Origin of the sequence: Rhodovulum viride, from assembly GCF_003265965.1 — a bacterium.
GTDB lineage: Bacteria > Pseudomonadota > Alphaproteobacteria > Rhodobacterales > Rhodobacteraceae > Rhodovulum > Rhodovulum kholense.
Genome location: NZ_MUAV01000012.1, coordinates 26,004 through 49,469, shown reverse-complemented (window position 1 = coordinate 49,469; position 23,466 = coordinate 26,004). Strand labels below are relative to the sequence as shown.

The following is a 23,466-nucleotide window of genomic DNA, read 5'->3' as shown; positions in this document are numbered from 1 at the left end:
GGGATGCGAAGAGCTCTTCGGGCGGTGGGCGCCGCCTTCGCCGCCATGTGGCGGGCGCGCTGGATGCGCGTCCTTCTGATCGTTCTGGGGCTCGTGGCGCTTGGCGCCGCGATCTGGTTCGGGCTGCCGATGACCGGATCGGCGCTGCTGGCCTCGGTCTGGTTCCGGGTCGGGCTGATCGCGCTGATCGCGGGCACGCTGGGGCTGGTCTATGGCCTCGGCTGGCTGCGCCGCCGCCGCCGCGCCGAGGCGCTGGAAGACAGCCTGATGGCCGAGCCCGCGGGCGATGGCCGGGTGCTGGCCGAGCGGATGCAGGAGGCGCTGGCCAAGCTGCGCCGCTCGGGCGGCAAGAGCGCGCTCTACGATCTGCCCTGGTATGTGATCATCGGCCCGCCGGGCGCGGGCAAGACCACGGCGCTTGCGAATTCCGGCATCGGCTTTCCGGGCCAGGACGGGCCCGGCTCGGGCGTCGAGGGCTTCGGCGGCACCCGCAACTGCGACTGGTGGTTTGCCGAAGAGGCGGTGCTGATCGACACCGCCGGGCGCTATACCACCCAGGACAGCGATGCCGAGGCCGACCGCGCCAGCTGGACCTCGTTCCTGCAGCTTCTCAAGAAGGGTCGTCCCGACCAGCCCGTGAACGGCGTGATCCTGGCGTTTTCGGTGGCCGACATGATGGCCGCCTCGGAGGCCGATCTGACGCGTCATGCCGAGACCGTGCGCAGCCGGCTGGCCGAGCTGCACGAGACGCTCAAGATCGACGTGCCGGTCTATGTGCTGTTCACCAAGGCCGACCTGATCTCGGGGTTCCGGGAATATTTCGGCTCGTTCAGCCAGTCGCGGCGGCGGCTGGTCTGGGGCACCACCTTCCAGACCCGCGACCGCAGTGCGCGCACCTGCGAACTGGTGCCGGCCGAATTCGACGCGCTGGTGGCGCGGCTGTCGGACGAGGTCAGCGACCGCATGACCGAAGAGCCCGACGGCGCGGCCCGGATCGCGATCTTCGGGCTGCCCGGGCAGATGGCGATGCTGCGCGACACCGTCTCGGACTTCCTGCGCCGGGTCTTCGCGCCGACGCGCTATCAGTCGAACGCGATCCTGAGGGGCTTCTACTTCACCTCGGGCACCCAGGAGGGCACGCCCATCGACCAGGTGCTGGGGGCGATGGCCAAGGGCGGCGACGAGGCCGCCTTCCAGCCCGCCTTCCTGTCGGGCAAGGGCCGCAGCTACTTCCTGCATGACCTGCTGAAGAAGGTGATCTTCGAGGAGCGCGACTGGGTCGGCTTCGACCGCCGCGCGGTGCGCCGCCGCCAGATCCTGCGCAGTGCCGCCATGGTGCTGATCGCCACGGTCACGCTGGGCGGCATGGCGGGGTTCGGCTACAGCTTCTGGCAGAATGCCAGCCTGCTGGCCGCCGCCGATGCCGATGCCGCCGCCTATCGCGACGCGGCGCGCAACGAGCTGGCGCGCACGGTGATCGACGATCCCGATGCCTCGGTGGTGCTGCCGCAGCTGCAGCGGCTTCGGCAGATGACCGCGGGCTATGTCGATCCGCGCCGTCCGGGCCTGTTCGAGGGGCTGGGGCTGTCGCGCCATGACGAGCTGCACGCCGCCGCCGACCGCGCCTATTCCGACGGACTTGAACGGATGCTGCGGCCGCGGCTGATCCTGGCGCTGGAAAACAGCCTGCCGCAGCTCATCGCCGAGGACGACACCGCCGCGATCTACCGCGCGCTCAAGGTCTATCTGCTTTTGGGCGGGCAGGGCGGCGCGCGTGGCGCCGAGGACGATGCCGTCGTCGCGGGCTATTTCGACGAGATCTGGCGCGCCCGCTTCGCCGCGCCGGGCGAGTTTCGGCTGCGCGAGGAGCTGACCCAGCATCTCGAGGCGATGCTCGATCTCGACGGCGACCGCCGGATCACCATCGGCATCGACCCCGAGATCGTGCGCAAGGCGCGCGATGCCATCGTCACCTTGCCGCTGGCCGATCAGGCCTATGCCTCGATCCGCGACCGGGCGCTGACCTCGGGCCTGCCGGCCTTTGCGCCGGCCGAGGCCATCGGCGGCCAGGTCGAGCGGGTGCTGGCCACCACCGACGGCACGCCGTTGGACAGGCTTTCGGTGCCGGGGCTTTACACCTTCGAGGGCTATTGGGGCTTCTTCCTCGACGAGCTGACCAATGCCCGCGCGCGGCTGAAGGATGACCGCTGGGTGCTGGGCGAGGCCGCCGACCGGGTCGACTACGACCGCCAGCTGGGCAGCCTCGAACGCGATCTGCACCGGCGCTACCGGCAGGAATTCGACGCCGCCTGGACCGGGCTGCTGTCGCGGCTGACGCTGGCGCGGATGTCGGCCGACCCGCCGCGCTATGACGCGCTCGCCGCCGCCGCCTCGCCGGTCGATTCGCCGCTGGCCCGGCTGGTCGAGGAAATCGGCCGCCAGACCCGGCTGAGCCGGCTTTACGACGAGATCGACGCGATGGCGCCCGAGGATGCGGCGAAGGCCGCCGCGGGCGGCGATCTGGCGGGGAACATGGGCGATGCGGCCTTCTCGCGGATCTATTCGCGCTCGGGTGTGTTCCAGCGCGTGGTGCTGGATGCGGTCCAGGCCCGCGGCAAGAGCCAGGTCCGGGCGGGCGCCGTGTCCGAGGACTCGCAGCGCGCCCAGGTCCAGCGGATCTCGGACGATTTCGCCGACTGGCACCGGCTTCTGACCGGCGAGCCCGGCGCCCGGCCCATCGACGCGGTGCTGGCCAATCTGGCCGCGCTGCGCGAGAACCGGCGCAATGCCGCGCTGGCGCCCAGCCCCGCCGACGAGACCCTGCTGCGCCAGACCCTGTCGGCGCTGACCATGAACAACAGCGCCCTGCCGCCCGATCTCGGCCGGATGCTGAGCGCGGTCGAGGCCGAGTTCCGCTCGGAGGCGCAGGATGCCAGTCTGGGCCAGATCGAGCGGGCGATGAATGACGAGGTCGGCGCCTTCTGCCGCGAATTCATCGAGCCCTATTTCCCCTTCACCGAGGGCGGGCGCCATGTCTCGCCCGCCATTTTCGGCCAGTTCTTCGCGCCGGGCGGCCGGGCCGACCGTTTCTTCACCACCTATCTGCAGCCGCATGTGACGCGCGGCCCCGACGGGCTGGAACCGGTCCCGGGCAGTTCCATCGGCGAACGGCTCTCGCCCGATCTGCTGAAGGCCTTCGACCGGATCGAGGCGATCCGCATGGCCTTCTTCGCCTCGGGCGCCTCCGAACCGCGGGTCGACATGGCGGTGACGCATATCTCGTCCTCGCCCTCGGTCAATCTGGCGGTGCTGGCGATCAACGGGTCAGAATTGCGGACGCAGCCCGGCTCGACCCCGGGCGAACTCAGCTGGCCGGGCCCCGGATCGGGCGTGTCGCTGGGGCTGTTCCCGCAGCAGTCGGGGCGGCCGAACGGCATCCGCTTCGATGCCGGCCGCTGGGACATCGTGACCTTTCTGCGCAGCGGCCGGAGCCGGGTCAACGGCACCTCGGTCGAGGTCACGCAGGATGTCGGCGGGCGCTCGATCACCTACCGTTTCTCGTTCGATTCGACGACGGTGCCCTTCCTGATGCCCGAGCTGGCGCAATTCAGCTGTCCGGTCTCGGTCGAGGACCGGCCATGACCGGGACGGGACGGGCAAGCATCGGGCTTCTGGGCAAGCATCCGGGCTATGGCGACTTCCTGCGCGCGGGGCTGTCGGACGAGGTGGCCGACGGGTTGACCGGCTGGATCGATGCCACGCTGGCCGAGCTGCGCGACGAACTGGGCCAGGACTGGGGGCCGTTCTGGGACGGCGCGCAGGAGCTGCGCTTCCGGGTCGGGCGCGCGGTTCTGGGGCGGACGCTGGCCGGGGTCCTGCGGCCCTCCTGCGACCGGGTCGGGCGGCGCTATCCGCTGCTGCTTCTGACCGAGGGCGCCGAGGTCGCGCCGCCGACCGCCTCCGATGGCAGCCAGGATCTTTGGGCGGCGCTGTCGGCGCATCTGGACCGGGCCGAGCCGGGGCACGGGGCGCGGGCGCTGCTGCGCGGGCTCGATCTGGCCATCGAGGCCGAACCGGCGGGGCGGGCGGCCGAAGGTCCCGTGGTCTGGGCGCATCGGCCCGATGGCGATCTCGGCGCGCTGTTGCGCGCGGCGCGGTCGGTCGAGGCCGAGCGGGCCGGGCTTGTGCGGGCACAGTTCTGGACCCCGGGCAACGCGCGCTGCGCGGCGCAATGGCTGGCCGGAACCGGGTTGCCCGAAGCGAGGGCGCTGGCCTGGATGCTGGCGGGGGTGCCCGCCGATGGCTGCGACGCGGGAGCGCAGCAATGAGGCCCGAGGCGCATTGGAACGGCTGCTTCCTGCTCGAGACCGGGATGGCGACCGATGTCGGCTGCCGCCGCGAGATCAACGAGGACGACATGATCGCCCGGCCCGATCTGGGGCTCTGGGCGGTGGCCGACGGCATGGGCGGGCATGCGGCGGGCGAATTCGCCAGCCAGGCCATCGTCGCCGAGCTGGCCGAGGCCGGGCTGCCCGCCTCGGCGGTCGATCTGCAGGCCCGCTTCATGGAGCGGCTGATCCGCGCCAATGACCGCATCCGCGCGCATTCGGCCGAGCTGGCCGCGGGGCCGATCGGCTCGACCGTGGCGGCGCTGCTGGTGCATGCGGATGGCTATGCCGTGGTCTGGTGCGGCGACAGCCGGGGCTATCTGCTGCGCGACGGCCATCTGGTGCAGCAGAGCCGCGACCATACCGAGCTGCGCGCGGCGCTGGAGGCGGGGCGGATCACGCCGGAAGAGGCCAGGACCTGGCCCCGGCGCAATGTCATCACCCGCGCCATCGGGGTCGGCCCAGCCCCGGAATGCGACATCGTCTCGGGGCGGATCGCGCCGGGCGATCTGTTCCTGCTCTGCTCGGACGGGCTGACCGAGCATCTCGACGATGCCGAGATCGCCGACATCCTGCTGGATCTGCCGCCGCAGGCCGCCTGCGACGCGCTGATCGCCGAGACCGTGGCGCGGGGCGCGCGCGACAATGTCACCGCCGTGGTGCTGGCCTGCCGCAGCGGCGATGACGATGACGAGAAGACGGCGCCGCCGCTATGACCGGAGCCGACGAGCCGCGGAACGGGGGGCAGGACGGGACCGGCCCCGACCCCGACCGCAGGGAGGTCTCGTCCCCGCCGCCCGCAGAGGAGGGCGCGGCGTCCGACCGGACGCGCCTCTCGGCCGCGCCGGTCGCGCCCGAGGACGCGGATGACGAGCGCACCGCCTTCGTGGCGCCGGGCGGCGCAGAAGACGCGACCCGGATCGCGGCGCCCCCATCCCCGGCCGGGCCGGATGCGTCCCCGGCGGCGGCGGAGGCCCGCGTGCCGATCCTGTCGGCCGGAACCGTCATCAACAACAATTACCGGATCGCCGGGGTGCTCAACGCCGGCGGGATGGGGGCGGTCTATCACGGGGTCGAGATCGGCACCGGCGATCCGGTCGCGATCAAGGCGATCCTGCCGGATCTGGCCGCCGATCCGCGCGCGGGCGCGCTGTTCCGCAGCGAGGCGCGGATGCTGCGCCAGCTCGCCGACGATGCCATCGTGCGTTATTACAACTACGTCCACGACCATGCGCTCGACCGCTATTTCCTCGTGATGGAATTCATCGAGGGCATCACGCTGTCGGACCATATGGCGCGCTCGGGGCCGTTGCCGCCGGCCGCCGCCGAGGCGCTGATCCGCAGGCTGGCCCGGGCCCTGTCCCGGGCGCATGCCCTGGGCGTGATCCATCGTGACCTGTCGCCCGACAACGTGATGCTGCCCGGCGGCGCGGTGGCCGAGGCCCGGCTGATCGATTTCGGCATCGCCCGGTCGGCGCGGCTGTCCGAGGACGAGGCGCCGGGCACCTTCGCGGGCAAGCTGAAATATGTCGCGCCCGAGCAGCTTGGCCATTTCGGCGGCCATGTCGGCCCCGAGACCGATATCTACGGGCTGGCGCTGCTGGTGGGGGCGGCGCTGTCCGGCCGCGCGCTGCCGATGGGCAACAGCATCGAGGAGGCGGCCGAGCGGCGGCAGCGCGTGCCCGACCTGTCCGGCGTGTCGCCCGGGCTCAGGCCGCTGCTGCGCCATATGCTCGAACCCGACCCGGCGGCGCGCCCGGCCTCGATGGACGAGGTGCTGCGGCTGATCGAGCATCCGCATCTGTTGCCGCCGCGCTATGGCGGACCCAGCGTGGCGGTGCCCGGCGGGCTGACCCTGCCGCCCGGGCTGGGACGGCCGGGCGCCGCGCGCGCGGCCGGGTCCGGGCGGGGCGCGGGGCCCGCGTCCGATCTGGTGCCCGATCCGGGGCCCGAGCCGCCCCGCGACCGCGCCGCGCTGCGGCTGATCGGCGGGCTCGCTTTGGTGTTTCTGGCGCTTCTGGGCGCGGCGGGCTGGTATGGCTGGACCACCGGGCTGATCGGTCCGGGCAAGCCCCCCGAGGGCGGGATCGAGGCCCGGCTGCCGCCGCGCCAGGAGGCCGGTCGTGCCGGGTTCCTGGCCGCCTGGCAAAGCGGGCCCTGCAGCTATCTGACCCGGGTCGAGACCGGGCCGCGCGCCGGCGTGGTCGAGCGCTACGGGCACCGGCGCGGGGACGCGGCCACGGACAACGCCACGGACAATGCCGCGCTGGCCGAGGCCTACGAGGTGCAATTCGGCAGCCGCCCGGCGGTGCTCGACCGGCCGGTCGCCGAGGCGCAATGCGCCGTGCTCGATTTCGCCCGCAGCCTTCAGGCCCGGCCCGGCCCGTTACCGGTGCTGTCGGCGACGCCCGAGCGGGTCGCGAGCGGCGAGGAGGTTCTGGCCGCGGTCGCGGCACCCGGTCCGGCGCGGCTCTGGGTGGCGCTGGTCGCGCCCGACGGGGCGGTCTACGACCTGACCGACCGGATCGGGCCGGATGGCAACCTGCGCTTCGGCCTGAGCCTGCCCGAGGGCGCGCCTGCCGCGCCGCAGCTTTTGCTGGCGGTGGCCGCGACCCGGCCGCTGGCGTCGGCCGCGACCGCTGCCGACGGCACGCCCGCCGCGCGCCTGCTGCCTGCGCTGCTGGAGGAAATCGCCGGGCGGGGCGACGGGGCCGGGGTCGCGCTGGCGCATCTCGAGCTGGTGCCGCCGGGACCGGACGCAGACGAATAGGCGCCGGACCGGGCCGGCAGGATCTCGCCGAAAATCCGGCCCGCGGCGATTGCTGCTGCCTGGAATGCCTCTATGTTGCCGTTGCGCCGACCTGGCACGACTGTGACGAGTGAGAACCATGCTGTTCGTTTCAAAGGAAAACCGGCGGTCCGATGCGGTGCTGCGCCGCACGGAGCCCGGGCTGTGACACGTCCCTCCGACCCGCTTCTTGCGGCCCGCTACACGGCCCGCGACCGGCTTGCCGCCGAGGTCGGCGGACAGGTCGCGATGCGCGCGCCGGACCATCCCGAATTCAGGGCCCATGTCGCCGAGGCGCTGCTGGCCCAAGGCTACCGGATGACCGGTTTCGAGCCGCTCGACCCGCAAAGCCTTTCGATCGATCCGGCGGCGAGCGTCTCGCTCGGGCGCGGGCGTCCGGTCTTTCTCGACAGCCCGGCGCCGAGCCGCGAGCGCCCGCAAGCGGCCGGGCTCAGGGCGCTCGATTTCGCGGAATGCGGCTGGCCCGCGCTGTTCGAGGGGCCCGGCCCGGCCTGGGCGCTGATCGACCCGGTCTGCTGGCCCGATGCGCTGGAGCTCTTGCGCGACCGCGCGCAGGGCGCGCTTTGCCTCTATGCCACGCCCGATGCCGACCGTCAGGCCGCCGCGCCCTGGCTGGTGCCGCTGTCGAGCCGCGATCCGGTCAGCCGCGCGCTGATGGCGCTGGCGCCCGACCGCCATGCCGGGATCTGCTTCCAGAGCCAGGCCGGGGCGATGGCGCTGCGGGCGCATTTCCGGCGCTACACCATGGCCTGGCTGCCCGGGCGCGAGGCGGCGCCGCTGTATTTCCGCTTTCACGATCCGCGGGTGCTGTCGGACATGGCCCAGGCGCTGGAACCCGCGCGTTTCGCGGGCTTCGCGGCCCCTGTGCGGCGCTTTTTCCTGCCGCTTTCGCCCGAGCTGTCGCTGGCCGCGCATCTGCCCGGCGACCCGGTCGGGCCGCTTGACGATCCCGCGACGCTGCAGGGCAGGCTGGTGCGGCTGGCGCCGCGCGGGCGGGCGGTGGCACCCGGCAACCTGCATGTGACCGAGGCCGAATTCGCCCGCTTCGACCGGCTCAAGCGGGAACGCACGGCGCAGTCGGTGGCGCGCGGGCTGTACCGTTCGCTGGGGCAGGACAAGGGCCCCGAGGCCTGCCTTGAGGCCGCCAGCCAGGCAATGCGGCTGGGCGAACTCCACGACATGCCGTCGCGGGCGCAGGTGGGCGCGCTGGCTCGCGCGGTGCTGTTCTTCGGCGCCGATTTCGCGGACAGGGATCGCCGGGCCGCGGCGATTCTCGAGGATCGCCGCGGCCTGCCGTTCCAGCGCAAGGACCGGCTGCTGCGCTGGCTGGCGATGGCGCTTGGCGAACGCGGGGGCGCGGCTCTGGCCGCGCCTGCACTCAGGACAGGACAGGGATGATGGCGGGACCGACGATGAATGCCGAAGAGGCGCTGCTTTGGGCCCTGGGGTCCGACATGCCGCAGCCGCCCTTCATGCTGAACACGCTGACGATGAACCCGCCGATGATCGCGGCCGAGACCTCGCCCGGCCACCGCCGGATGCTGCAGGAGCAGCTTGACCGGGCGGTGGAGCAGGCCAACGCGCTGCGCGCGCAGGAAGAGGCCGAGGTCTTCGATCTGGCCAATGGCGGCGCGGCCTGCGACTGCGCCCCGGGCGAGCCCTGTTGTCTCAAGGAATTCGTGATCGAGGATGCCGGGGATGCCAGCCGCAAGGTGACCTGGCCCGTGCCCGAGAACGGACCGCGCACGCTGTTTCTGACCTGCAAGGACCCTTATGGCGGCCAGCCCTCGGCCAAGGCCAGGCTGAAGATCACCAGCAAGGAGGACTGCAAGCAGGGCAAGGCGGGCGTGCCCTCGCTGCGGCCGTCGAATTTCGCCGACGACAATTCCGACATTCCCGACAGCGACGAGCGGATCGTCACCACGCCGTTCCAGATGCCGGCGCTGTCGGGCAAGATCCTGCCGCCCGAGGTGATCACCGCGGTTTATATTCTGGGGCTCGCGATCCAGACCTCGACCTACCGGGCGCAGCGCAATCCTGCGGCCGGGGCCAACCAGTGCGTCGGGACAGGCTTCGGCGGGCTGACGGTCTGCCCGCTGCCCCATGCCAAGCTCGAGGCCGAGCTCGAGGGCAGTGTCGGCATCACGATCTTCTCGAGCCGCCTGCCGACGCTGTCGGCCAAGCTGACCGGCAAGATCACCGGCGAGGTCGGCAACCAGGCCCTGGAATTCGAGAAATCCGGCGAGGCCGAGGAGAAGCAGGCGCCCCCGACCCGGGCGCAGGAGCGGCAGCAGCAGGGCGAAAGCACTCCGCTGATCTCGTTCATCGAGGACATTCAGGACGCGATGAACGGTCTGGCCGGCGAATCGGGTTCGCCGGATGCGCTGCGGGCGCCGCAATCGGATGCCTTCGGCTCGTCGATCGGGATCGAGCTCAAGCTGGGGCTGAAGATCGGCAATCTCGAGCTGAAGGGCAAGGAGGCCTCGCCCGATCTGTCGCTGACGCTGTCGGGCTGCGAGGTGACCTACGGGCTGTCGGTGACCGGCAAGATGGACCTGTTGGATCTGTTCCTGTCGCGCTTCCCCAGGGGCCCCGAGATCCGGCGGCGTCTGGCCAATCCGGGCAATGCGGTTTCGGCCTCGGCGCAATGTGCCATCGAGGTCGGCGGCGCGGGCGATCTGAGCTATGGCATCGGCGATATCGCCAGCCTCACCATCGGCAATGCCGATGATTGGGAGGCCCGCCTGGAAGAGATCGAGCATACCTTCACCGCGAAGGCCAGGATCACCGGTAAGGTCTTTGCCGACGCAAGGCTCGAGGCCGAAACCTGGTTCTTCAAGGCCGAAGCGGCGGCCGGGGCCTCGGTCAGCACGGGCTGGCATTTCGGCGGTCGCGTCGTGCGCAGTCAGGGTGGCGGCCGAAAGACCGAGAAGCTTTATCATTTCGAGGGCGTCGTCTTGCGGGCCTATGCCACGGTGTCGGTGTCCGCAGCGGCGTCGAAATCGGACTCGAGCAGCGATGTCTTCGGCGATTACGCCTCGACAAGCAGCGTTTCGGGGGGTGTCACCGCGAAAAGCAACCTCGCCGAACCGGATTACACGCTCGAGATCATGTCGCCCGAGGGAGAAAAAGATGGCTGGATCTGAACGGCAGCCGGGCCGGCGCCGGTTTCTGGCCGCTGCCGCGGCATTCGCCGGCATGGGCGCCACAAGAGTTTTTGCGAGAGAAAAGATGACTGATTATCCGACGAATGCCTATTCCCTGATCTGCATGGGGCATCATGCGGTTCTGGAGGTCTATCTGAACGGCGCGCCGACGATCCTGCATGCCAGCCCCGGGGATCTGGTCTTTTCCTTCCCGGCGACCGAGCTGCTGCGCGACGGGGCGAACCGGCTGGATGTGGTCTATGAACCCCTCGATGTCGAGAAGCGCAGCTATACGCCCACGCCCGAGGTCTCGGTGCAGATCCAGCTGTCGCAGGGGCGCCTGGGCGAGGCCACGCTTCTGAACGCGCGCTACGGCATGGAGGAGAAACGGCTGGTATCCGAGCCCCTGACCGTGTTCAGCGGGCGGCCGGTGCAGCCCGATCTGGGCAATATCTCGCGGCCCAGACCCGAGCCCGAGCGGCCCTTCACGATCTGGTTCGGCGACGGCAAGCCCTCGCGGGAGTTTACGCGGATCGTCCCGGTCGAGTTTCGGATCGACGATGCGCCGCTTGGCGACGTGGCCTGGGCCGGGACCGAGCCGCTCGAGGATGACGGCGACACCCGCGACGCGCTGTGGCAGGCGATGGCGCGGCTGCACCAGGCCGTCGAGCGGCGCGACCGCGAGGGCTTCGTCGAGATCGCGGGGCCTTATCTGGCGCGGATGGCGCATATTTGGGGCAAACCCGATGCGGGGGCGGCGGCCGACACGATTCTGGCCCGGGCGCCCTGGGCGTCGGAGCGTGCCGCGGGAATGGTGCCGCTCTTGTCGCGCCAGGAAGCGCGGAGCGCCACGCTGGCCTTCGGCTCGGACCGGCGGCTCGTGGAATTCTCGGACCGCCGGGTTGCCGCGACCGATGCGGGCGGCGAGGTGCTGTCGGCCCTGCCGCTCTATTTCGCGCGCCGTCCCGGCGGCCCGTTCCTGGCCTGCTTCTCGCGGGACATGAATATCGATCTCTAGCTGTGAAATCCGGAAGGCGCGTTCCTTCCTGCGAGGCTCGGGTTCGAGCCTGGCGATTGGGTCCGGTCCCGAACAGTAAGCAACCTTCCGAGATCTCAAACCGGGATGAGCCGGGAAGGACAGGTCTTCCGGTCCCAGCCCATCCGGAGGCCGCTCCTTCGAGCGCGACCCCGGGGGGCTCTGCCCATCGGCGCCGGGAAGGGGACGGGCACGCCTGCGCCGATCAGGTCTCGCCCCGAAGGATCGACCGCTCCGGGGTAAAGATCGTTCGGTGGGCCTGATCGGCAATCAAACGCAACCCACCCGCGCGCGCGGTCCGGTTGGCGACGGTGTTCTCCTTCGCTATTTCTGCGAGGACGACTGTATTGGCATCGTTCGGCAGCTGCGTGAGAGCGCGGCGCAACGCCACTTTGCCCCAGCCGCGCCCCCGTAGCCCGGGCGAGAGCCAGAAACCCAATTGCGCGACGGACTGGTGATAGAGAAGCAGAAAGCCTTCGCTCTCGGAGGCAGAGGCCCACCATGCAAAGCTGCGGATGCGCGCATCAAGGCCGCTCCACAGCCATGCGCGCAATTCTGCTGGCGTCTGCGCGGTGGTGAGGACTTCCGGGTGATACCATCCAGCGGGCCAGAGATTAGGCGCGCCGTCCCCTATTTCGCCAGCCATTCCGCCTCCAGCTCGTCGCAATAGGCCTGCATATCGGCAAGCGGGATGTCCTTCAGCAAGAAGAGACGCGCTGCCTCGGCCACGGCATCCGCGACCGCAGGGTCGGTGTCTGCGATCACCACCAGCTCTTCCATGCGGTCGACGGCCGGAGCGCTCTGGCCATCGGCAGGCAGCTCCCATCCGGGAGGTTGCTGCCGGATGGCGGCCGAGGCAAAGAGCTGACTTTCGGATCGGCTCTCCCCGTCCGGCGGGTCGTTGTGAAGCACCCGCAGCCCGCGTCCGATCCGCGGGATCCAGAAGCTCAGAAGCACCGGCGTTCCGAAATTCTGGCTGTCCTGATCCGCCTCGGCCAGCGGCACCACCAGTGCGCCCGCCTCGGGGCCGATTGCTTCGCGGATCACCGCAGGCCAGTAGAGTTCGAGCAGGAGGAACTCGGCCTCGCTGGTGCGGAAGCGGGAAAAGGGAAAGTTGGGGAGTGCCTCAAGTGCGCTGCGATCCATGCGCTATACCATGAAATTCGGCGAACAGCCGTAATTGTCGATGTCCATCCGCTTGCCGCCGGAGCGGTCGCTGGCAGGAAACGAGCGCTGTCCCAGCGGAGGATTGGAATTGATATAGCGCTCGAGCTTTGTCTTCGACTGGACGCGGATCGCCTGTTGGTGCTTGTTCAGCAGTGCCCAGGTGGCATTGGAAAGCGCAATCCCCTCGGCGTGGGTGACCGGAGCACTGGTCTTGACGATGGGCGGTGCGCCGATTGTCGATGACGAGGTGCCGCCGCAGTCGTTGCCCTGGGCATGCACCCGAACCGTCCATGGCCGGTCGCAGGTTTTGGTCTGGGTGTCGGTCTCGGTGCGGGGATTGCCGGCGCGCGCTCGCGCGTTGCTCCTTACCAAAGGAGTGAGCCGAGGCCGACCACGCCAAGGACGGCCCAGCCCGGCGGACCGGCGAATGTGAGGGGAAGTGCGGCAGGAGCCATCTCAACTCCCCTTGCTTCTGGAAATCATCTGACAGGCGGTAATCAGTTGTCGGGCCTTCGCCCGCCCTGACAGGAAAGGATTGCAAGTTGCATAGAAGAACGCTGGCTCGCGCAAAAGCTTCATCCCGGTCATCACGGTTATCGATACCAGGGCTGCCGCTTCGCGGATGTCGCGGATGCCCGAAGGGCGTCGTTGTCAAGACCTGCATGGCCATTCACGAGGCAAAGCTTTCCGGCCCGCCTGCAACTGCGGCGGTTGAGAGATGCCAACTCATGGCCCAGAATCGAAGGTGCTAGACAACGATCGGGGCCTCTCGGAATGCGTCCTCGGGGGCTTCTTCTTTTGGCCCTGCCTGTCTCGTGCCTCCTTTTGGTGTTTACGCTGCTCTTCTCAGTCTTCGCGCCCGTCCTGCCAGTCGCCATGCAGACGGGCGAGGTTCTCGACCAGCCACTTCTCGAACCCGGCCGACACGCCATTGTCGACGCTGAGCACGGTGCGGCCGCGCTTGCGCGCCACCTTGGCCAGCGCGCGGCCATCGGGGACGGTCACGATGCGGGGGCGCGGGGCAGGGGGGCGAGGTCGGGCCAGAGCCGCCATCACCGCCTCGAACCGGGCGTCGGAACTCTCGCCCACTGCCCGGTCGGCCAGATCGCGGCCCTTGAGCTTGTCGGCCAAGGCCAGCCAGCGGTCGCGCCCGATGCCCGGCGCCGACCCGATCACCTCGATCAGGACCCGGTCAGCTACGGAAAGCATTCGCGAAATCAATGTCGTGTCGACATGGAGCGCGTCGCAGATGATCTTGCGGTCATAACCCGCATCGCGCATCTGGCGGGCGAAATTGGCCCGTTCGATGAAGGTCAGATCGCGCCGCGCGGCGTTTTCCTGACCCTGCGCGATCACCAGCCCGCAATCGTCCAGCTCCCGCACCATGGCCTTGATCGGCAGGTGCAGCGCCTTCAGCGCGGCGACCCGCCCTTGAAGTTGATGACGGTGATGACCTGCAGATGGTCGCCCTCGCGCCGTCCGGGCAGGTAGGGGCCGGGCGTTTTCGTTCCGGCCTCGAGGAACTTGCGCAGCTCCTGGATGTTCTCGGGGCTGTAATAGCGGTGGCCATTGGCGCGAATCTCTGGCGATGGGCCCTTGCCGTCCAGATGCAGCTTACGCAGATAGGCATCCTTGACGCCCCGAAGCTGAGCAAGCTCACCCGAGGGGAATCGGCGCAGGGTCCGCTTGGCGTCCGGGGGGAAAGAGCTGTGCCCTATGTGCCTGTAATCTTTCGGAAAGCTCTTGCGCATGCTCTCCGACCAACAGGTCGATGCGTTCCTGCCTGCGGACCATTTCTGCCCTCGGACCCGGAACCGTTTGTTACGGTTTCCCGCGTTTTGTTCCCTTTTTTCCGTATATTGCTGGCCGAGCTTCGGGATTCGGGCAAGCGTTTCTGCCGGGGCGCCGGCCTGCGGGTCGGGACGAGGATCGGTCGGCGCGCGTTTACGGCTCTGCCAGGCCCGTTGCCAAGAGCCTTCGCCAGGGTCGATCCGGGGCAGGGGCGGCGCACGTCCCGCCCGGCGTCGCCCCCGCGCGCCAGTCCCTGCAATCGCCCCCGCGCCAGCCCGGACCGCGAGGCTTGAATTTCCTCCGCCGGGCCGCCATTGTCACCCGGAAATATCCAGCCACAAGCCCGCCCGTCAGGCTTTCAGCCAGCACATGCAGATCGACGGCAAGGCAGGCATATGGCGATGGATGGACAGGCCCTCGGGCCGCGGCAGGACACGTCCCGGCAGGACACTTCACCGCAGGATGCGCCGCCCGCAAGGCGCAGGCGGGTATCCCCTTGGGGCATCCTGAAGCCGGTGCGCCCCCGGATCTGGCTGGCGATGGCGATCTCGGCCGGCTCGGCGCTGTTCACGCTGGCGGTGATGGTGCTGCTGATGGCAGCGGTCGGGCAGCTGGCGGCAGAGCCGGGCAGCGTCCCTTGGGGGCTGTTCGCGGGTGTCGTGATCTGCACTATCGGGGCCTATGTGGCGCGGCTGGGGGCCTTCAATCAGGCCCATTACGCCGCGTTCCGGCTGGAACGCCTGTTGCGCAACGGGCTGGCCGCGCGGCTGGCGCGGGTGCCCTTGGGCTATGTCGAGACCCAGGGCGCGGGCGCGCTGGCCAAGGTGATCCATGACGACGTCAAGGCCTTGCATGTCTTCGTGGCCGACAGCACGCCGCTTTATGCCCGCGCCTATGTGACCCCGGTGGTGACGCTGGCGGTGCTGCTCTGGCTCGACTGGCGGCTGGCTCTGGTAACGCTGGCGGTACTGGGGCTGGGCTATGGCATCCTGACGCGGGCGCAGCGCCGGCGGCGCGACATGGTCCGGGCCTATAACGCCGCCCGCGAGAAGGTCAGCGCGGCGGTGGTGGAATATGTGCAGGCGATGCCGGTGGTCCGTAATTTCGACAGCGGACAGCAAAGCTTCGGGCGCTATCAGGCGGCGCTGGACGGCTATCTGAAGGTGATGCTCGACTGGTACCGCGCGGCGGGCTTTCCGGCACGGTTCTCCTGGCTGGTTCTCAGCCCGATGCCGACCCTGACGCTTGTGCTGGGGGCGGGGCTGATCCTGACGGCCGCGGGCGATCTCGAGATGTCGCGCTGGCTGGGGGTGCTTCTGATCTGCACCGGCATGGCCGAGGCGATGATGCCGATGATGATGCTGCGCCACATGATCGAGAAGGTGAGCCTCAGCGTCGCCCGGATCCAGGAGGTGATGCAGGCCCGCGAGCTTGAGCGCCGCGCCGATCTGCCTGTCGCAGCCCCCGAAGGCGCCCCGGCGCTGAGCTTCGAAGGCGTGCGTTTCGCCTATGGCCCGGATCTGGCGCCCGCCTTGCGGGATGTGAGCTTCGAGGTGGCCCGAGGCAGCGTGACCGCGCTGGTCGGACCCTCGGGCGCGGGCAAGACCACGGTCGCGCGGCTGATCCCGCGTTTCTGGGATGTCACGGCGGGGCGGATCTGCCTTGACGGCACCGATATCCGGGCGCTTGCCCCCGACGATCTTCTGGAAAAGGTGGCTTTCGTTTTTCAGGAGAGCTTTCTGTTCGCCGACACGATCGCGGGCAATATCCGGATCGGTCGCCCCGATGCCAGCGACGAGCAGGTGATCGCGGCGGCGCGCGCGGCCCAGGCCGACGGCTTCATCCGCGCGTTGCCGCAGGGCTATGACACGCCGGTGGGCGAGCGCGGCGTGTTCCTGTCGGGCGGCCAGCGCCAGCGCATCGCCATCGCCCGGGCGCTGTTGCAGGACCGGCCCCTGCTGGTGCTGGACGAGGCCACGGCCTTTGCCGATCCGGAAAACGAGGCCGAGCTGATCGCGGCGCTGTCGGAACTCATGCGCGGGCGCACGGTCATCATGGTGGCGCACCGACTGGCGACGATCCGCGATGCCGACCAGATCCTTGTCTTCGAGCGGGGCCGGATCGCCGAAAGGGGCAACCATGACGCGCTGCTGGAGGCCGGGGGAACCTATGCAAGGCTCTGGCAGAATTACGAAAAGGCACAGAGCTGGTCGCTGGGCGCGGCCCGAGCTCCGGTGACCGAGGAGGTGGCCCGATGAACGCGCGAGCAAATGCCAAGGCAGCCCCCCGCAAGTCCGGAAAGACCGGCGCCACCTCCTTTGCCACCACCTTCCGCCAGCTGGCCGACAGCGTCGGGCCCGAGGACGCGCCGGGGCTACGCCGGGCGCTGGCGGGCCTGATCGCGGCGGCCGCGCTTCAGGGTTTCGGACTGGCGGCCATCGCGCCCTTGTTCACGGCGGCGGCCACCGGGCCGGGGCTGGGCGAGGCGCTGGTCTGGTTCGGGGTCATGGTCGTTCTGATGGGCGCGGCGTCGGCGCTGCGCTGGGTCGCGCAGGGGTTCGACTTCGACGGGCGCATGGTGCGCGCGACCTGGCGGCTGCGCAGCCGTCTGGGCGCCAAGCTGCGCGAGATCCCTCTGGAACAGCTTCAGGACAGGCGCGCGGGCGAGCTGAACTCGATGGTGCTGGGCAATGTCGACGAGAACCTGCTTTATGCGCTGACGGTGCTGAACCTCGTCTTCACCGCGGTGGTGACACCGTTCTGCGCGGCGCTGGGGATATTGCTGTTCGACTGGCGGCTGGGGCTCTTGCTGCTGCTGGTCTTCCCGGCCATCGTGCCGCTTTATCGCTGGCGGCGTCCGGCGCTGGGGCGGGGCAAGCGCATCCTCGGACAGGCCCACCAGGAGGCCAGCGCCGATGTGCTGGAATATACCCAGGGGCTGCCGATCCTGCGCGCCGTGGGGCGGGCGGGCGAGAAGGCCGAGCGGCTCTCGGCCACCTTCCGCAAGCTCGAACAGATCCAGATCTTCGGCCATCGCAAGGGCGCCAAGCCCAACATCATCGTGGCCAGCGTGGTCGAACTGGGGCTGGTCGCGGTGCTGGGCGTGGGCGTCTGGCTGGTGGTGGCGGGCAGCCTGCATCCGGCGGCCCTTGGCGCGGTCTTCGTCATCGTGGTGCGGCTGTCGGAACCGCTGTCGACCTTCATCCTCTATACCGCCATGCTCGAGGTGATGGAGGCCGCGCTGGAACGGATCGCGGCCCTGATGGCGATCCGCCCGGCACCGCAGATGGACCCGCCCGCGATGCCCGAGAGCCACGAGATCCGGTTCGAGGGCGTAAGCTTCACCTATGCCAATGCCGACAGCCCCACGATCCGCGATTTCGACGCGGTGCTGCCCGAACGCTCGCTGACCGCGCTGGTCGGGCCCTCGGGCTGCGGCAAGACCACGCTGACCCGGCTGCTGCTGCGCCATTTCGATCCGCAAAAGGGGCACGTCACCATCGGCGGGGTCGATCTGCGGCAGATCCCCGCGGACCGGATCGACGGGCTGGTCTCGGTCGTGTTCCAGGACGTCTACCTGTTCAACGACACGGTGCTGGCCAATATCCGCATGGGCCGCCCCGAGGCCAGCGATGACGAGGTCCGCGCCGCCGCCGCCGCCGCGCAATGCCTGGATTTCATCGAAAGGCTGCCGCAGGGCTGGCACACGCCCCTGGGCGAGATCGGCGGGCGGCTTTCGGGCGGCGAGCGTCAGCGGATCTCGATCGCGCGGGCGCTTCTGAAGGACGCGCCCATCGTGGTGCTGGACGAACCGACGGCGGCGCTCGATACCGAAAGCGAGCTGGCGGTGCAGAGCGCGCTGGATGCGCTGGTGGCCGAGAAGACGGTGATCGTGATCGCGCACCGGCTGTCGACCATCGTCGGGGCCGACCAGATCCTTGTCATCGAGGACGGCAAGCTGGTGCAGGCGGGCCGCCACGGGGCGCTGATCGGGCAGGGCGGGCGCTATGCCCGGATGTGGGCCGCGCAGGGCGCGCGCAAGCGCTGGTCGGTGGCGGGCTGATCAGCGCGCCACGATCAGCGGCGTATGGCTGACCGGATCGTCGAGGATCAGCGCATCGAGCCCGAAGACCCGGCGCAGCAGCTCGGGCGTCATCAGATCGCGCGGCGTGCCCTCGGCCACCAGCGCGCCCTCGGCCATGACGATCAGGTGGTCGGCATAGCGGCAGGCCTGGTTCAGGTCATGCAGCACCGCGACGATGGTACGCCCCCGCTCGCGGTTGAGCCGCTGCAGCAGGCGCAACAGGTCAAGCTGATGGGCGATGTCGAGATAGGTCGTGGGCTCGTCCAGCAGCAGGATCGGGGTTTCCTGCGCCAGCACCAGCGCGATCCAGACCCGCTGGCGCTGCCCGCCCGACAGCGCGTCGACATCGCGCCCGGCCAGATCGGCGATGCCGGTGGCGGCCATGGCCTCGGCCACGATCCGCTCGTCCCTCTCGCTCCATTGCCGGAACGGGCCCTGATGGGGATAGCGCCCGCGCGCCACCAGATCGCCCACGGTGATGCCCGCGGGCGCCTGCGCGCTTTGCGGCAACAGCCCCACCTGGCAGGCCAGCGCACGCGCGGGCATCCGGGCGATGTTCCGCCCGTCCAGCAGCACCTGCCCGCTTTGCGCCGGCAGAAGGTTGCAAAGCCCCCGCAACAGGGTCGATTTCCCGCAGCCATTCGGCCCCAGGATGACCGAGACGCGGCCCTCGGGCACCTCCAGCGTGATGTCCCGGCAGACCGGCTTTCCGGCATAGCTGAGGCCCAGGGCATGGGCGGTCAGCCGCGGGCCGGTGGCGGGGTCATCGGCAGGGATCTGGCCGGAGATCTGCGCATAGATCTGCGCAGAGATCTGGGCGGTGAACGGGCCGGGATCGGGTCGGGTCATGGGAACCTCGGGGTGGCAATGCGCGGGCGCGGTGGGGTCAGGACAGAAGCGCGTCGAGGGGCCGGTCGGCGGCCCCCTCGCGGGCGAAGGCGGTGCAGCTGCGGGTCACGGCGGCCACCAGCCCGGCGATGTCATCGGCGCTGTAATGGGCGTGGCGATAGCTCATCATCATGCGCAGGCCCCGCTCGCCGCCGATCACGTCCTCGACCACCTCGAATTGCAGCCCCAGCACCGAGTCGGTCTTGTCCGGGTCGACCTGGCGAAAGCGGACCGGGCCGTCGGGGCCCTCCAGCGCGCCGTTCAGGGCGTTGCGGGCATGGATCTGGATGAAGACCTCGAACATATGCGCGCCGGGGGCGGATGTGCCGTCGGACAGCCTTTCCTCGACCAGGTCGATGGGGATCTCGCAATGGGGCAGCGAGCCGTTGATCATGTCGCGCACGGTGCCGATCAGGGCGCGCGGGGTCAGATGGCCGGGCGCGCGCAGGCAATGCGCGGTGACAGTGGTGAAATAGCCGATCGTGTCGAAATAGTCGGGATCGGTCCGGCCCGAGGCCGAGGTCCCGACGGTCAGCGCGTCCAGCCCAGCAAGTCGTTGCAGTGCCACCGAAATCGCCGCGTAGACGGTGTTGAACAGCGAGGCCGAACAGGCCTTGGACAGGGCATAGAGGCCGTCCGAGACATGGGGCTCCAGCGCGATCTCGCACCACGCGCCCCCCGCATCATGGGCGGCGTCCGGATCCCGGGGCAGCGGCGGCGCATCGGGACGGCGGATCGGGCAGGGCGGGGGCGCGTCGCTGAGCGCGTCGAGCCAGTAACTCAGCGCGCGCGGATCGGGGCCTCTGGCCGCCTGGCGGCGGGCAAAGGCGTGGAAGGGCGCGGCAGGCCCGGCCCAGAGCGGCGGCCGCCCCGCGGCGCGGGCGGCATAGGCGCGGGCCAGCTCGTCCATCATCAGGTTGACCGACCACTCGTCCAGAACGATGTGGTGGAAGAGAAACGACAAAAGCTGTCCCTCGCCGGTCCGGATGAAGCGGAGCCGGACAGGCAGCTCGCGCGACAGGTCGAAATCATGGGCCGCCTCGGCGGCCAGAACCGGGGCCGGATCCTCGACATCGCCCGAGGGCATGAACCAGCCCATGCGGTCGAGCTCTGCCATCGGAACGGCCTCCTGCAGCACCCCACCGGGGCTGTCTGCGAACCGGCTCCGCAGCGCCGGGTGACGCTCCATCACGTCGCGAAAGGCGGTGGCAAAGACTGTCTCGTCGACCGGGTCGAGGAAACGCAGGACGAAGGGGATGTTGAAAACCGGGCCGAAGCCGAGCGCCTCATAGATCTTCCACAGCGAGGCCTGGGCCAGGGAAAGCGGCGCCCGGTCTGCGGAGGCCGCGGAACGGTCGGGCGCCGGAGCGAGGCCGGTCCCGGTCCGGCGCGCCAGCGGGGCCAGCGCCGCCGCCGTGGGATGGAGGAAGAGATCGTTCAGGCGCAGCTCGATCCCGTGGGTCGCGGCCAGCCGGCCGATGACCCGGGTGGCGGTCAGGGAATGCCCGCCCATGTCGAAGAAATCGCAATCGGCCGTCATCTGCGGCGCCTCCAGCGCGCTGCGGAATTCCGCGAGGATGAGCCGGGCGATGGCGTCCCCGGTCCCGGTTTCGGATGCGGGCTGCGCCCCGGGGATCAGCTCGGCCAGCAGCGTGGCGCTGTCGGGCAGATCGTCGGCCACCGGATGGCGGATCAGGGCCAGCCGCGCGGCGCCGGGGGCCAGCACCAGCACGACGCGCAGGGGCGGCTCGTGCGACAGATCCCAGGGCGCGCCAGCGCAGCTGTCGATAACGGGGCCGATCCCGTCCGCGCTTGCGGCCCAGCGGAGGCGCAGGTCGGGACGGCCGCGGCCGGGCGTCACCAGCAGCCCGCACGCCTCGTCGAAGCGGTAGAGCCGCGTCAGCTCGGCCCGCCCGGCCAGCCGCCCGGCCAGGGCGACGGCCACCGCGCCCGGTTCCAGGTGATCGGGCAGCGAAACCTGGGCGATCCGGGGGGCGAGCCCCTCGTCGGATTGCTGATGCGCCAGCCAGGCGCGTCCCTCGCCGGGCCGGGACGGGCGGGTGTGCAGGGCCTGTTCCGGGCCGTGGGTGGTCATGCTCTGTCCTCCTTGCTGGGATGGGGCATCGCCTATCCCCGCCGTCTTTTGCGGGTCAGCAGCCAGATCAGGTAGAGCCCGCCGATGACGCCCGTGACCTGGCCGATGGGCAGGATCGCGCCCCAGGGGGCGAGGCGGCTGAGCAGGTCCGCGCCCAGCATCAGCGCAGCCCCCATCAGCGCGGCGCCGATCAGGGGCTGATCGGGCATGCGGGCGAGCCTCCGGACCAGTTGCGGGGCGGCAAGGGCCACGAAGGCGATGGGGCCCGCCGCCGCCGTGGCCAGCGCCGCCAGCGTCACGGCGCCCGCCAGCATCCGACGCCGCGCCCGCTCGACCGGCACCCCCAGGGGGCCTGCCAGATCGTCGCCCATGGCCATCAGCCCCAGCGGGCGCATCCCCAGCAGAAGCGGCGGCATCAAAAGCCCCAGCCCCAGCCAGAGCGGCCAGACATGGCCCCAGCTCCGGCCCTCGACCGAGCCCGCGAGCCAGAGATTGCCGGAAATCGCGGCGTCGAGGTCTCCGCGTACCAGCAGAAGCGCGTTGAAGGCGCTGAGGATCGCGCCGACGCCGATGCCGGTCAGAACCAGCCGGTAGGCGCCGACCCGCCCGTCCTTGCGCGCCAGCAGGTAGACGCAGATCCCGGTCAGAAGCGCGCCCGCCAGCGCCGCGGGCACCACGCCCGCCCCGGATCCGCCGAAGCCGATGATCCAGACCAGCGCGCCGCTTGCCGCGCCCGCGGTGAAGCCGATCACGTCGGGCGAGCCCAGCGGGTTCCGCGAAACCGTCTGGAAGATCGCGCCCGAGGCCCCCAGCGCGGCCCCCGCGCCCAGCGTCACCAGAAGACGCGGCAGGCGGATATCCATCACCACATGGTCCAGCATGCGCGAGGGCGCCTCGCCCGCCAGCACCTGCCAGATCTCGGCCGGGCCGATGGCGATCCGCCCCAGTCGCAGCGAGACCAGCGCCCCGGCCGCGAGCAGGAGCATCAGCGCGAGATTGACCCAAAGCGCCCGCCGCCCGCTCCGGAGCGACAGGCCGCGCCAGCGCCACACGATATGCGCGGCCCCGCTCACAGCGCGTTCATCCGCATCCGGCGGGCCAGCGCCACGAAGACCGGCCCGCCGATCAGCGCGGCCATGATGCCGACATCGATCTGGCTCGGTCCGCCGATCACCCGTCCGGCCAGATCGGCGATGCCGACCAGTGCGCCGCCGAGGATCATCGAGGCCAGCAGAAGCCCGCGATGGGCGGGGCCGACGATATGGCGCGCGAGATGCGGGGCCGAGAGGCCGACAAAGGCGATGGGGCCCGCGGCCGCCGTCGCCACGCCGCCCAGCACCACGATGACGCCGGCGGCAGCGAGCCAGATCCGGCGCGGATCGGCGCCGAGGCTCTGGCCGAAATCCTGCCCCAGCGCCAGCGCGTCGAGCGGACGGGCAAGCGCCAGCGCGGCCAGCGCGCCAAGGCTGACAAGGGTCGCGGCAGGCCCCAGCACCTGCCAGTCGCGCCCCTGCAGCGAGCCGACCGCCCAGTGGCGGAACTGGTCGAAGACATGGGCCTCGACATTGACGGTGACGAGCCGGGTCAGGGTCAGCAGCACGATCGACAGCGCCGCCCCCGCCAGCACCAGCCGGACCGGATCGCGGGTCTGCGCCATGCCGCCAAGGGCGAAGACCGCCGCGCCGCCAAGCCCGGCGCCAAAGATCCCGGCCCAGAGCGAGCCCGCGATATCGATCCGCCCGGTCAGCGCGATCAGGCAGACGATGGCCAGCGTCGCCCCGGCCGAGACCCCCAGAAGCCCCGGATCGGCCAGCGGGTTGCGGGTCAGCGTCTGCATCATCGCCCCCGCCGCCCCGAGCGCGGCCCCCACCACCAGCGCCAGCAGGGCGCGCGGCAGGCGTTGTTCGCGCACCAGAAGATGCGCGCCGTCGGTCGGGTCGAACCGAAGCAGGGCCTCCAGCGTGACATCGGGCGTGATCTCGCGCGGGCCGAAAAACAGGCTTGCCAGCGTCACCGCCACCAACAGCCCGAGGGTCGGCCAAAGCCGTCTTGTGCGGGCCAC

Annotated in this window: 17 protein-coding genes and 1 pseudogene; 9 read left to right on the top strand and 9 right to left on the bottom strand. The window is 70.3% G+C overall.

Features of this window, described 5'->3' with window-relative positions; translation table 11 throughout:
• The first annotated feature begins 3 nt into the window (after nucleotides 1-3).
• The 7 genes from tssM to BYZ73_RS11635 all read left to right on the top strand — a co-directional run bounded on the left by tssM (nucleotide 4) and on the right by BYZ73_RS11635 (nucleotide 11,361).
• Complete coding sequence (gene tssM / locus BYZ73_RS11665) at nucleotides 4-3,642, top strand: type VI secretion system membrane subunit TssM (RefSeq protein ID WP_245943126.1); 3,639 nt, start codon at nucleotides 4-6, stop codon at nucleotides 3,640-3,642.
• On the top strand, nucleotides 3,639-4,328 hold the full coding sequence (tagF, locus tag BYZ73_RS11660; RefSeq protein ID WP_112316085.1) for a type VI secretion system-associated protein TagF: 690 nt from the start codon (nucleotides 3,639-3,641) through the stop codon (nucleotides 4,326-4,328). The genes tssM and tagF overlap by 4 nt, the downstream gene beginning before the upstream one ends.
• Nucleotides 4,325-5,104 (top strand): PP2C family protein-serine/threonine phosphatase, encoded by a 780-nt coding sequence (locus BYZ73_RS11655; RefSeq protein ID WP_112316084.1) that lies wholly within the window; start codon nucleotides 4,325-4,327, stop codon nucleotides 5,102-5,104. Before tagF ends, BYZ73_RS11655 begins: the two co-directional genes overlap by 4 nt.
• Nucleotides 5,101-7,158 carry a serine/threonine-protein kinase gene (locus tag BYZ73_RS11650; RefSeq protein WP_112316083.1) on the top strand — a complete coding sequence of 686 codons (2,058 nt, stop codon included), beginning with the start codon at nucleotides 5,101-5,103 and terminating at the stop codon, nucleotides 7,156-7,158. The genes BYZ73_RS11655 and BYZ73_RS11650 overlap by 4 nt, the downstream gene beginning before the upstream one ends.
• A 183-nt stretch (nucleotides 7,159-7,341) precedes the next feature.
• Nucleotides 7,342-8,595 carry a DUF4123 domain-containing protein gene (locus tag BYZ73_RS11645; protein WP_181498032.1) on the top strand — a complete coding sequence of 418 codons (1,254 nt, stop codon included), beginning with the start codon at nucleotides 7,342-7,344 and terminating at the stop codon, nucleotides 8,593-8,595.
• The gene (locus tag BYZ73_RS11640) at nucleotides 8,595-10,343 is read left to right on the top strand and encodes a hypothetical protein (protein WP_112316081.1); all 1,749 of its coding nucleotides are present in this window, start codon (nucleotides 8,595-8,597) and stop codon (nucleotides 10,341-10,343) included. The genes BYZ73_RS11645 and BYZ73_RS11640 overlap by 1 nt, the downstream gene beginning before the upstream one ends.
• A gap of 85 nt (nucleotides 10,344-10,428) precedes the next feature.
• Complete coding sequence (locus BYZ73_RS11635) at nucleotides 10,429-11,361, top strand: hypothetical protein (protein ID WP_112316080.1); 933 nt, start codon at nucleotides 10,429-10,431, stop codon at nucleotides 11,359-11,361.
• 223 nt (nucleotides 11,362-11,584) lie between these two features.
• Here the strand turns inward: BYZ73_RS11635 and BYZ73_RS11630 are convergent, their stop codons facing one another.
• From BYZ73_RS11630 to BYZ73_RS11610, 5 genes and pseudogenes are all read right to left on the bottom strand, one after another.
• Complete coding sequence (locus BYZ73_RS11630) at nucleotides 11,585-12,025, bottom strand: GNAT family N-acetyltransferase (protein ID WP_146746290.1); 441 nt, start codon at nucleotides 12,023-12,025, stop codon at nucleotides 11,585-11,587.
• The gene (locus BYZ73_RS11625; RefSeq protein WP_112316078.1) at nucleotides 12,010-12,525 is read right to left on the bottom strand and encodes a hypothetical protein; all 516 of its coding nucleotides are present in this window, start codon (nucleotides 12,523-12,525) and stop codon (nucleotides 12,010-12,012) included. Before BYZ73_RS11625 ends, BYZ73_RS11630 begins: the two co-directional genes overlap by 16 nt.
• Before the next feature lie 3 nt (nucleotides 12,526-12,528).
• Nucleotides 12,529-12,825, bottom strand: coding sequence for a hypothetical protein (locus tag BYZ73_RS11620; RefSeq protein ID WP_112316077.1), 297 nt, complete (start codon nucleotides 12,823-12,825; stop codon nucleotides 12,529-12,531).
• A 567-nt stretch (nucleotides 12,826-13,392) separates the two neighbouring features.
• The gene (locus BYZ73_RS11615) at nucleotides 13,393-13,932 is read right to left on the bottom strand and encodes a plasmid partitioning protein RepB C-terminal domain-containing protein (RefSeq protein ID WP_112316076.1); all 540 of its coding nucleotides are present in this window, start codon (nucleotides 13,930-13,932) and stop codon (nucleotides 13,393-13,395) included.
• Between the two features lie 35 nt (nucleotides 13,933-13,967).
• Nucleotides 13,968-14,340 (bottom strand): annotated as a pseudogene (locus BYZ73_RS11610) (MerR family transcriptional regulator); the annotation flags it as partial.
• A gap of 398 nt (nucleotides 14,341-14,738) precedes the next feature.
• On the opposite strand from BYZ73_RS11610, the gene BYZ73_RS11605 reads away from it, so the two are divergent.
• A complete protein-coding gene (locus tag BYZ73_RS11605; RefSeq protein ID WP_112316145.1) occupies nucleotides 14,739-16,595 on the top strand; it encodes an ABC transporter ATP-binding protein in 1,857 nt (618 codons plus the stop codon).
• Complete coding sequence (locus tag BYZ73_RS11600; RefSeq protein ID WP_112316075.1) at nucleotides 16,592-18,400, top strand: ABC transporter ATP-binding protein; 1,809 nt, start codon at nucleotides 16,592-16,594, stop codon at nucleotides 18,398-18,400. Before BYZ73_RS11605 ends, BYZ73_RS11600 begins: the two co-directional genes overlap by 4 nt.
• Here BYZ73_RS11600 and BYZ73_RS11595 read toward each other — a convergent pair whose 3' ends face one another.
• Genes BYZ73_RS11595 through BYZ73_RS11580 form a run of 4 tightly spaced genes read right to left on the bottom strand, consistent with a single transcriptional unit; the run spans nucleotide 18,401 to nucleotide 23,466 of the window.
• Nucleotides 18,401-19,270, bottom strand: coding sequence for an ABC transporter ATP-binding protein (locus BYZ73_RS11595; protein WP_112316074.1), 870 nt, complete (start codon nucleotides 19,268-19,270; stop codon nucleotides 18,401-18,403).
• A gap of 37 nt (nucleotides 19,271-19,307) precedes the next feature.
• On the bottom strand, nucleotides 19,308-21,404 hold the full coding sequence (locus BYZ73_RS11590; protein WP_112316073.1) for a condensation domain-containing protein: 2,097 nt from the start codon (nucleotides 21,402-21,404) through the stop codon (nucleotides 19,308-19,310).
• A gap of 32 nt (nucleotides 21,405-21,436) precedes the next feature.
• Complete coding sequence (locus BYZ73_RS11585; protein ID WP_112316072.1) at nucleotides 21,437-22,477, bottom strand: FecCD family ABC transporter permease; 1,041 nt, start codon at nucleotides 22,475-22,477, stop codon at nucleotides 21,437-21,439.
• Nucleotides 22,474-23,466 (bottom strand): FecCD family ABC transporter permease, encoded by a 993-nt coding sequence (locus tag BYZ73_RS11580; protein ID WP_112316071.1) that lies wholly within the window; start codon nucleotides 23,464-23,466, stop codon nucleotides 22,474-22,476. Before BYZ73_RS11580 ends, BYZ73_RS11585 begins: the two co-directional genes overlap by 4 nt.

What these genes read in the sequence shown, in the direction of transcription:
- BYZ73_RS11640 (WP_112316081.1), top strand. Translation starts at nt 8,595, where the DNA reads ATGGCGGGACCGACGATGAATGCCGAAGAGGCGCTGCTTTGGGCCCTG.
- tagF (WP_112316085.1), top strand. Translation starts at nt 3,639, where the DNA reads ATGACCGGGACGGGACGGGCAAGCATCGGGCTTCTGGGCAAGCATCCG.
- BYZ73_RS11630 (WP_146746290.1), bottom strand. Translation starts at nt 12,025, where the DNA reads ATGGCTGGCGAAATAGGGGACGGCGCGCCTAATCTCTGGCCCGCTGGA.
- BYZ73_RS11650 (WP_112316083.1), top strand. Translation starts at nt 5,101, where the DNA reads ATGACCGGAGCCGACGAGCCGCGGAACGGGGGGCAGGACGGGACCGGC.
- BYZ73_RS11615 (WP_112316076.1), bottom strand. Translation starts at nt 13,932, where the DNA reads ATGGTGCGGGAGCTGGACGATTGCGGGCTGGTGATCGCGCAGGGTCAG.
- tssM (WP_245943126.1), top strand. Translation starts at nt 4, where the DNA reads ATGCGAAGAGCTCTTCGGGCGGTGGGCGCCGCCTTCGCCGCCATGTGG.
- BYZ73_RS11655 (WP_112316084.1), top strand. Translation starts at nt 4,325, where the DNA reads ATGAGGCCCGAGGCGCATTGGAACGGCTGCTTCCTGCTCGAGACCGGG.
- BYZ73_RS11605 (WP_112316145.1), top strand. Translation starts at nt 14,739, where the DNA reads ATGGATGGACAGGCCCTCGGGCCGCGGCAGGACACGTCCCGGCAGGAC.
- BYZ73_RS11625 (WP_112316078.1), bottom strand. Translation starts at nt 12,525, where the DNA reads ATGGATCGCAGCGCACTTGAGGCACTCCCCAACTTTCCCTTTTCCCGC.
- BYZ73_RS11635 (WP_112316080.1), top strand. Translation starts at nt 10,429, where the DNA reads ATGACTGATTATCCGACGAATGCCTATTCCCTGATCTGCATGGGGCAT.
- BYZ73_RS11600 (WP_112316075.1), top strand. Translation starts at nt 16,592, where the DNA reads ATGAACGCGCGAGCAAATGCCAAGGCAGCCCCCCGCAAGTCCGGAAAG.
- BYZ73_RS11595 (WP_112316074.1), bottom strand. Translation starts at nt 19,270, where the DNA reads ATGACCCGACCCGATCCCGGCCCGTTCACCGCCCAGATCTCTGCGCAG.
- BYZ73_RS11590 (WP_112316073.1), bottom strand. Translation starts at nt 21,404, where the DNA reads ATGACCACCCACGGCCCGGAACAGGCCCTGCACACCCGCCCGTCCCGG.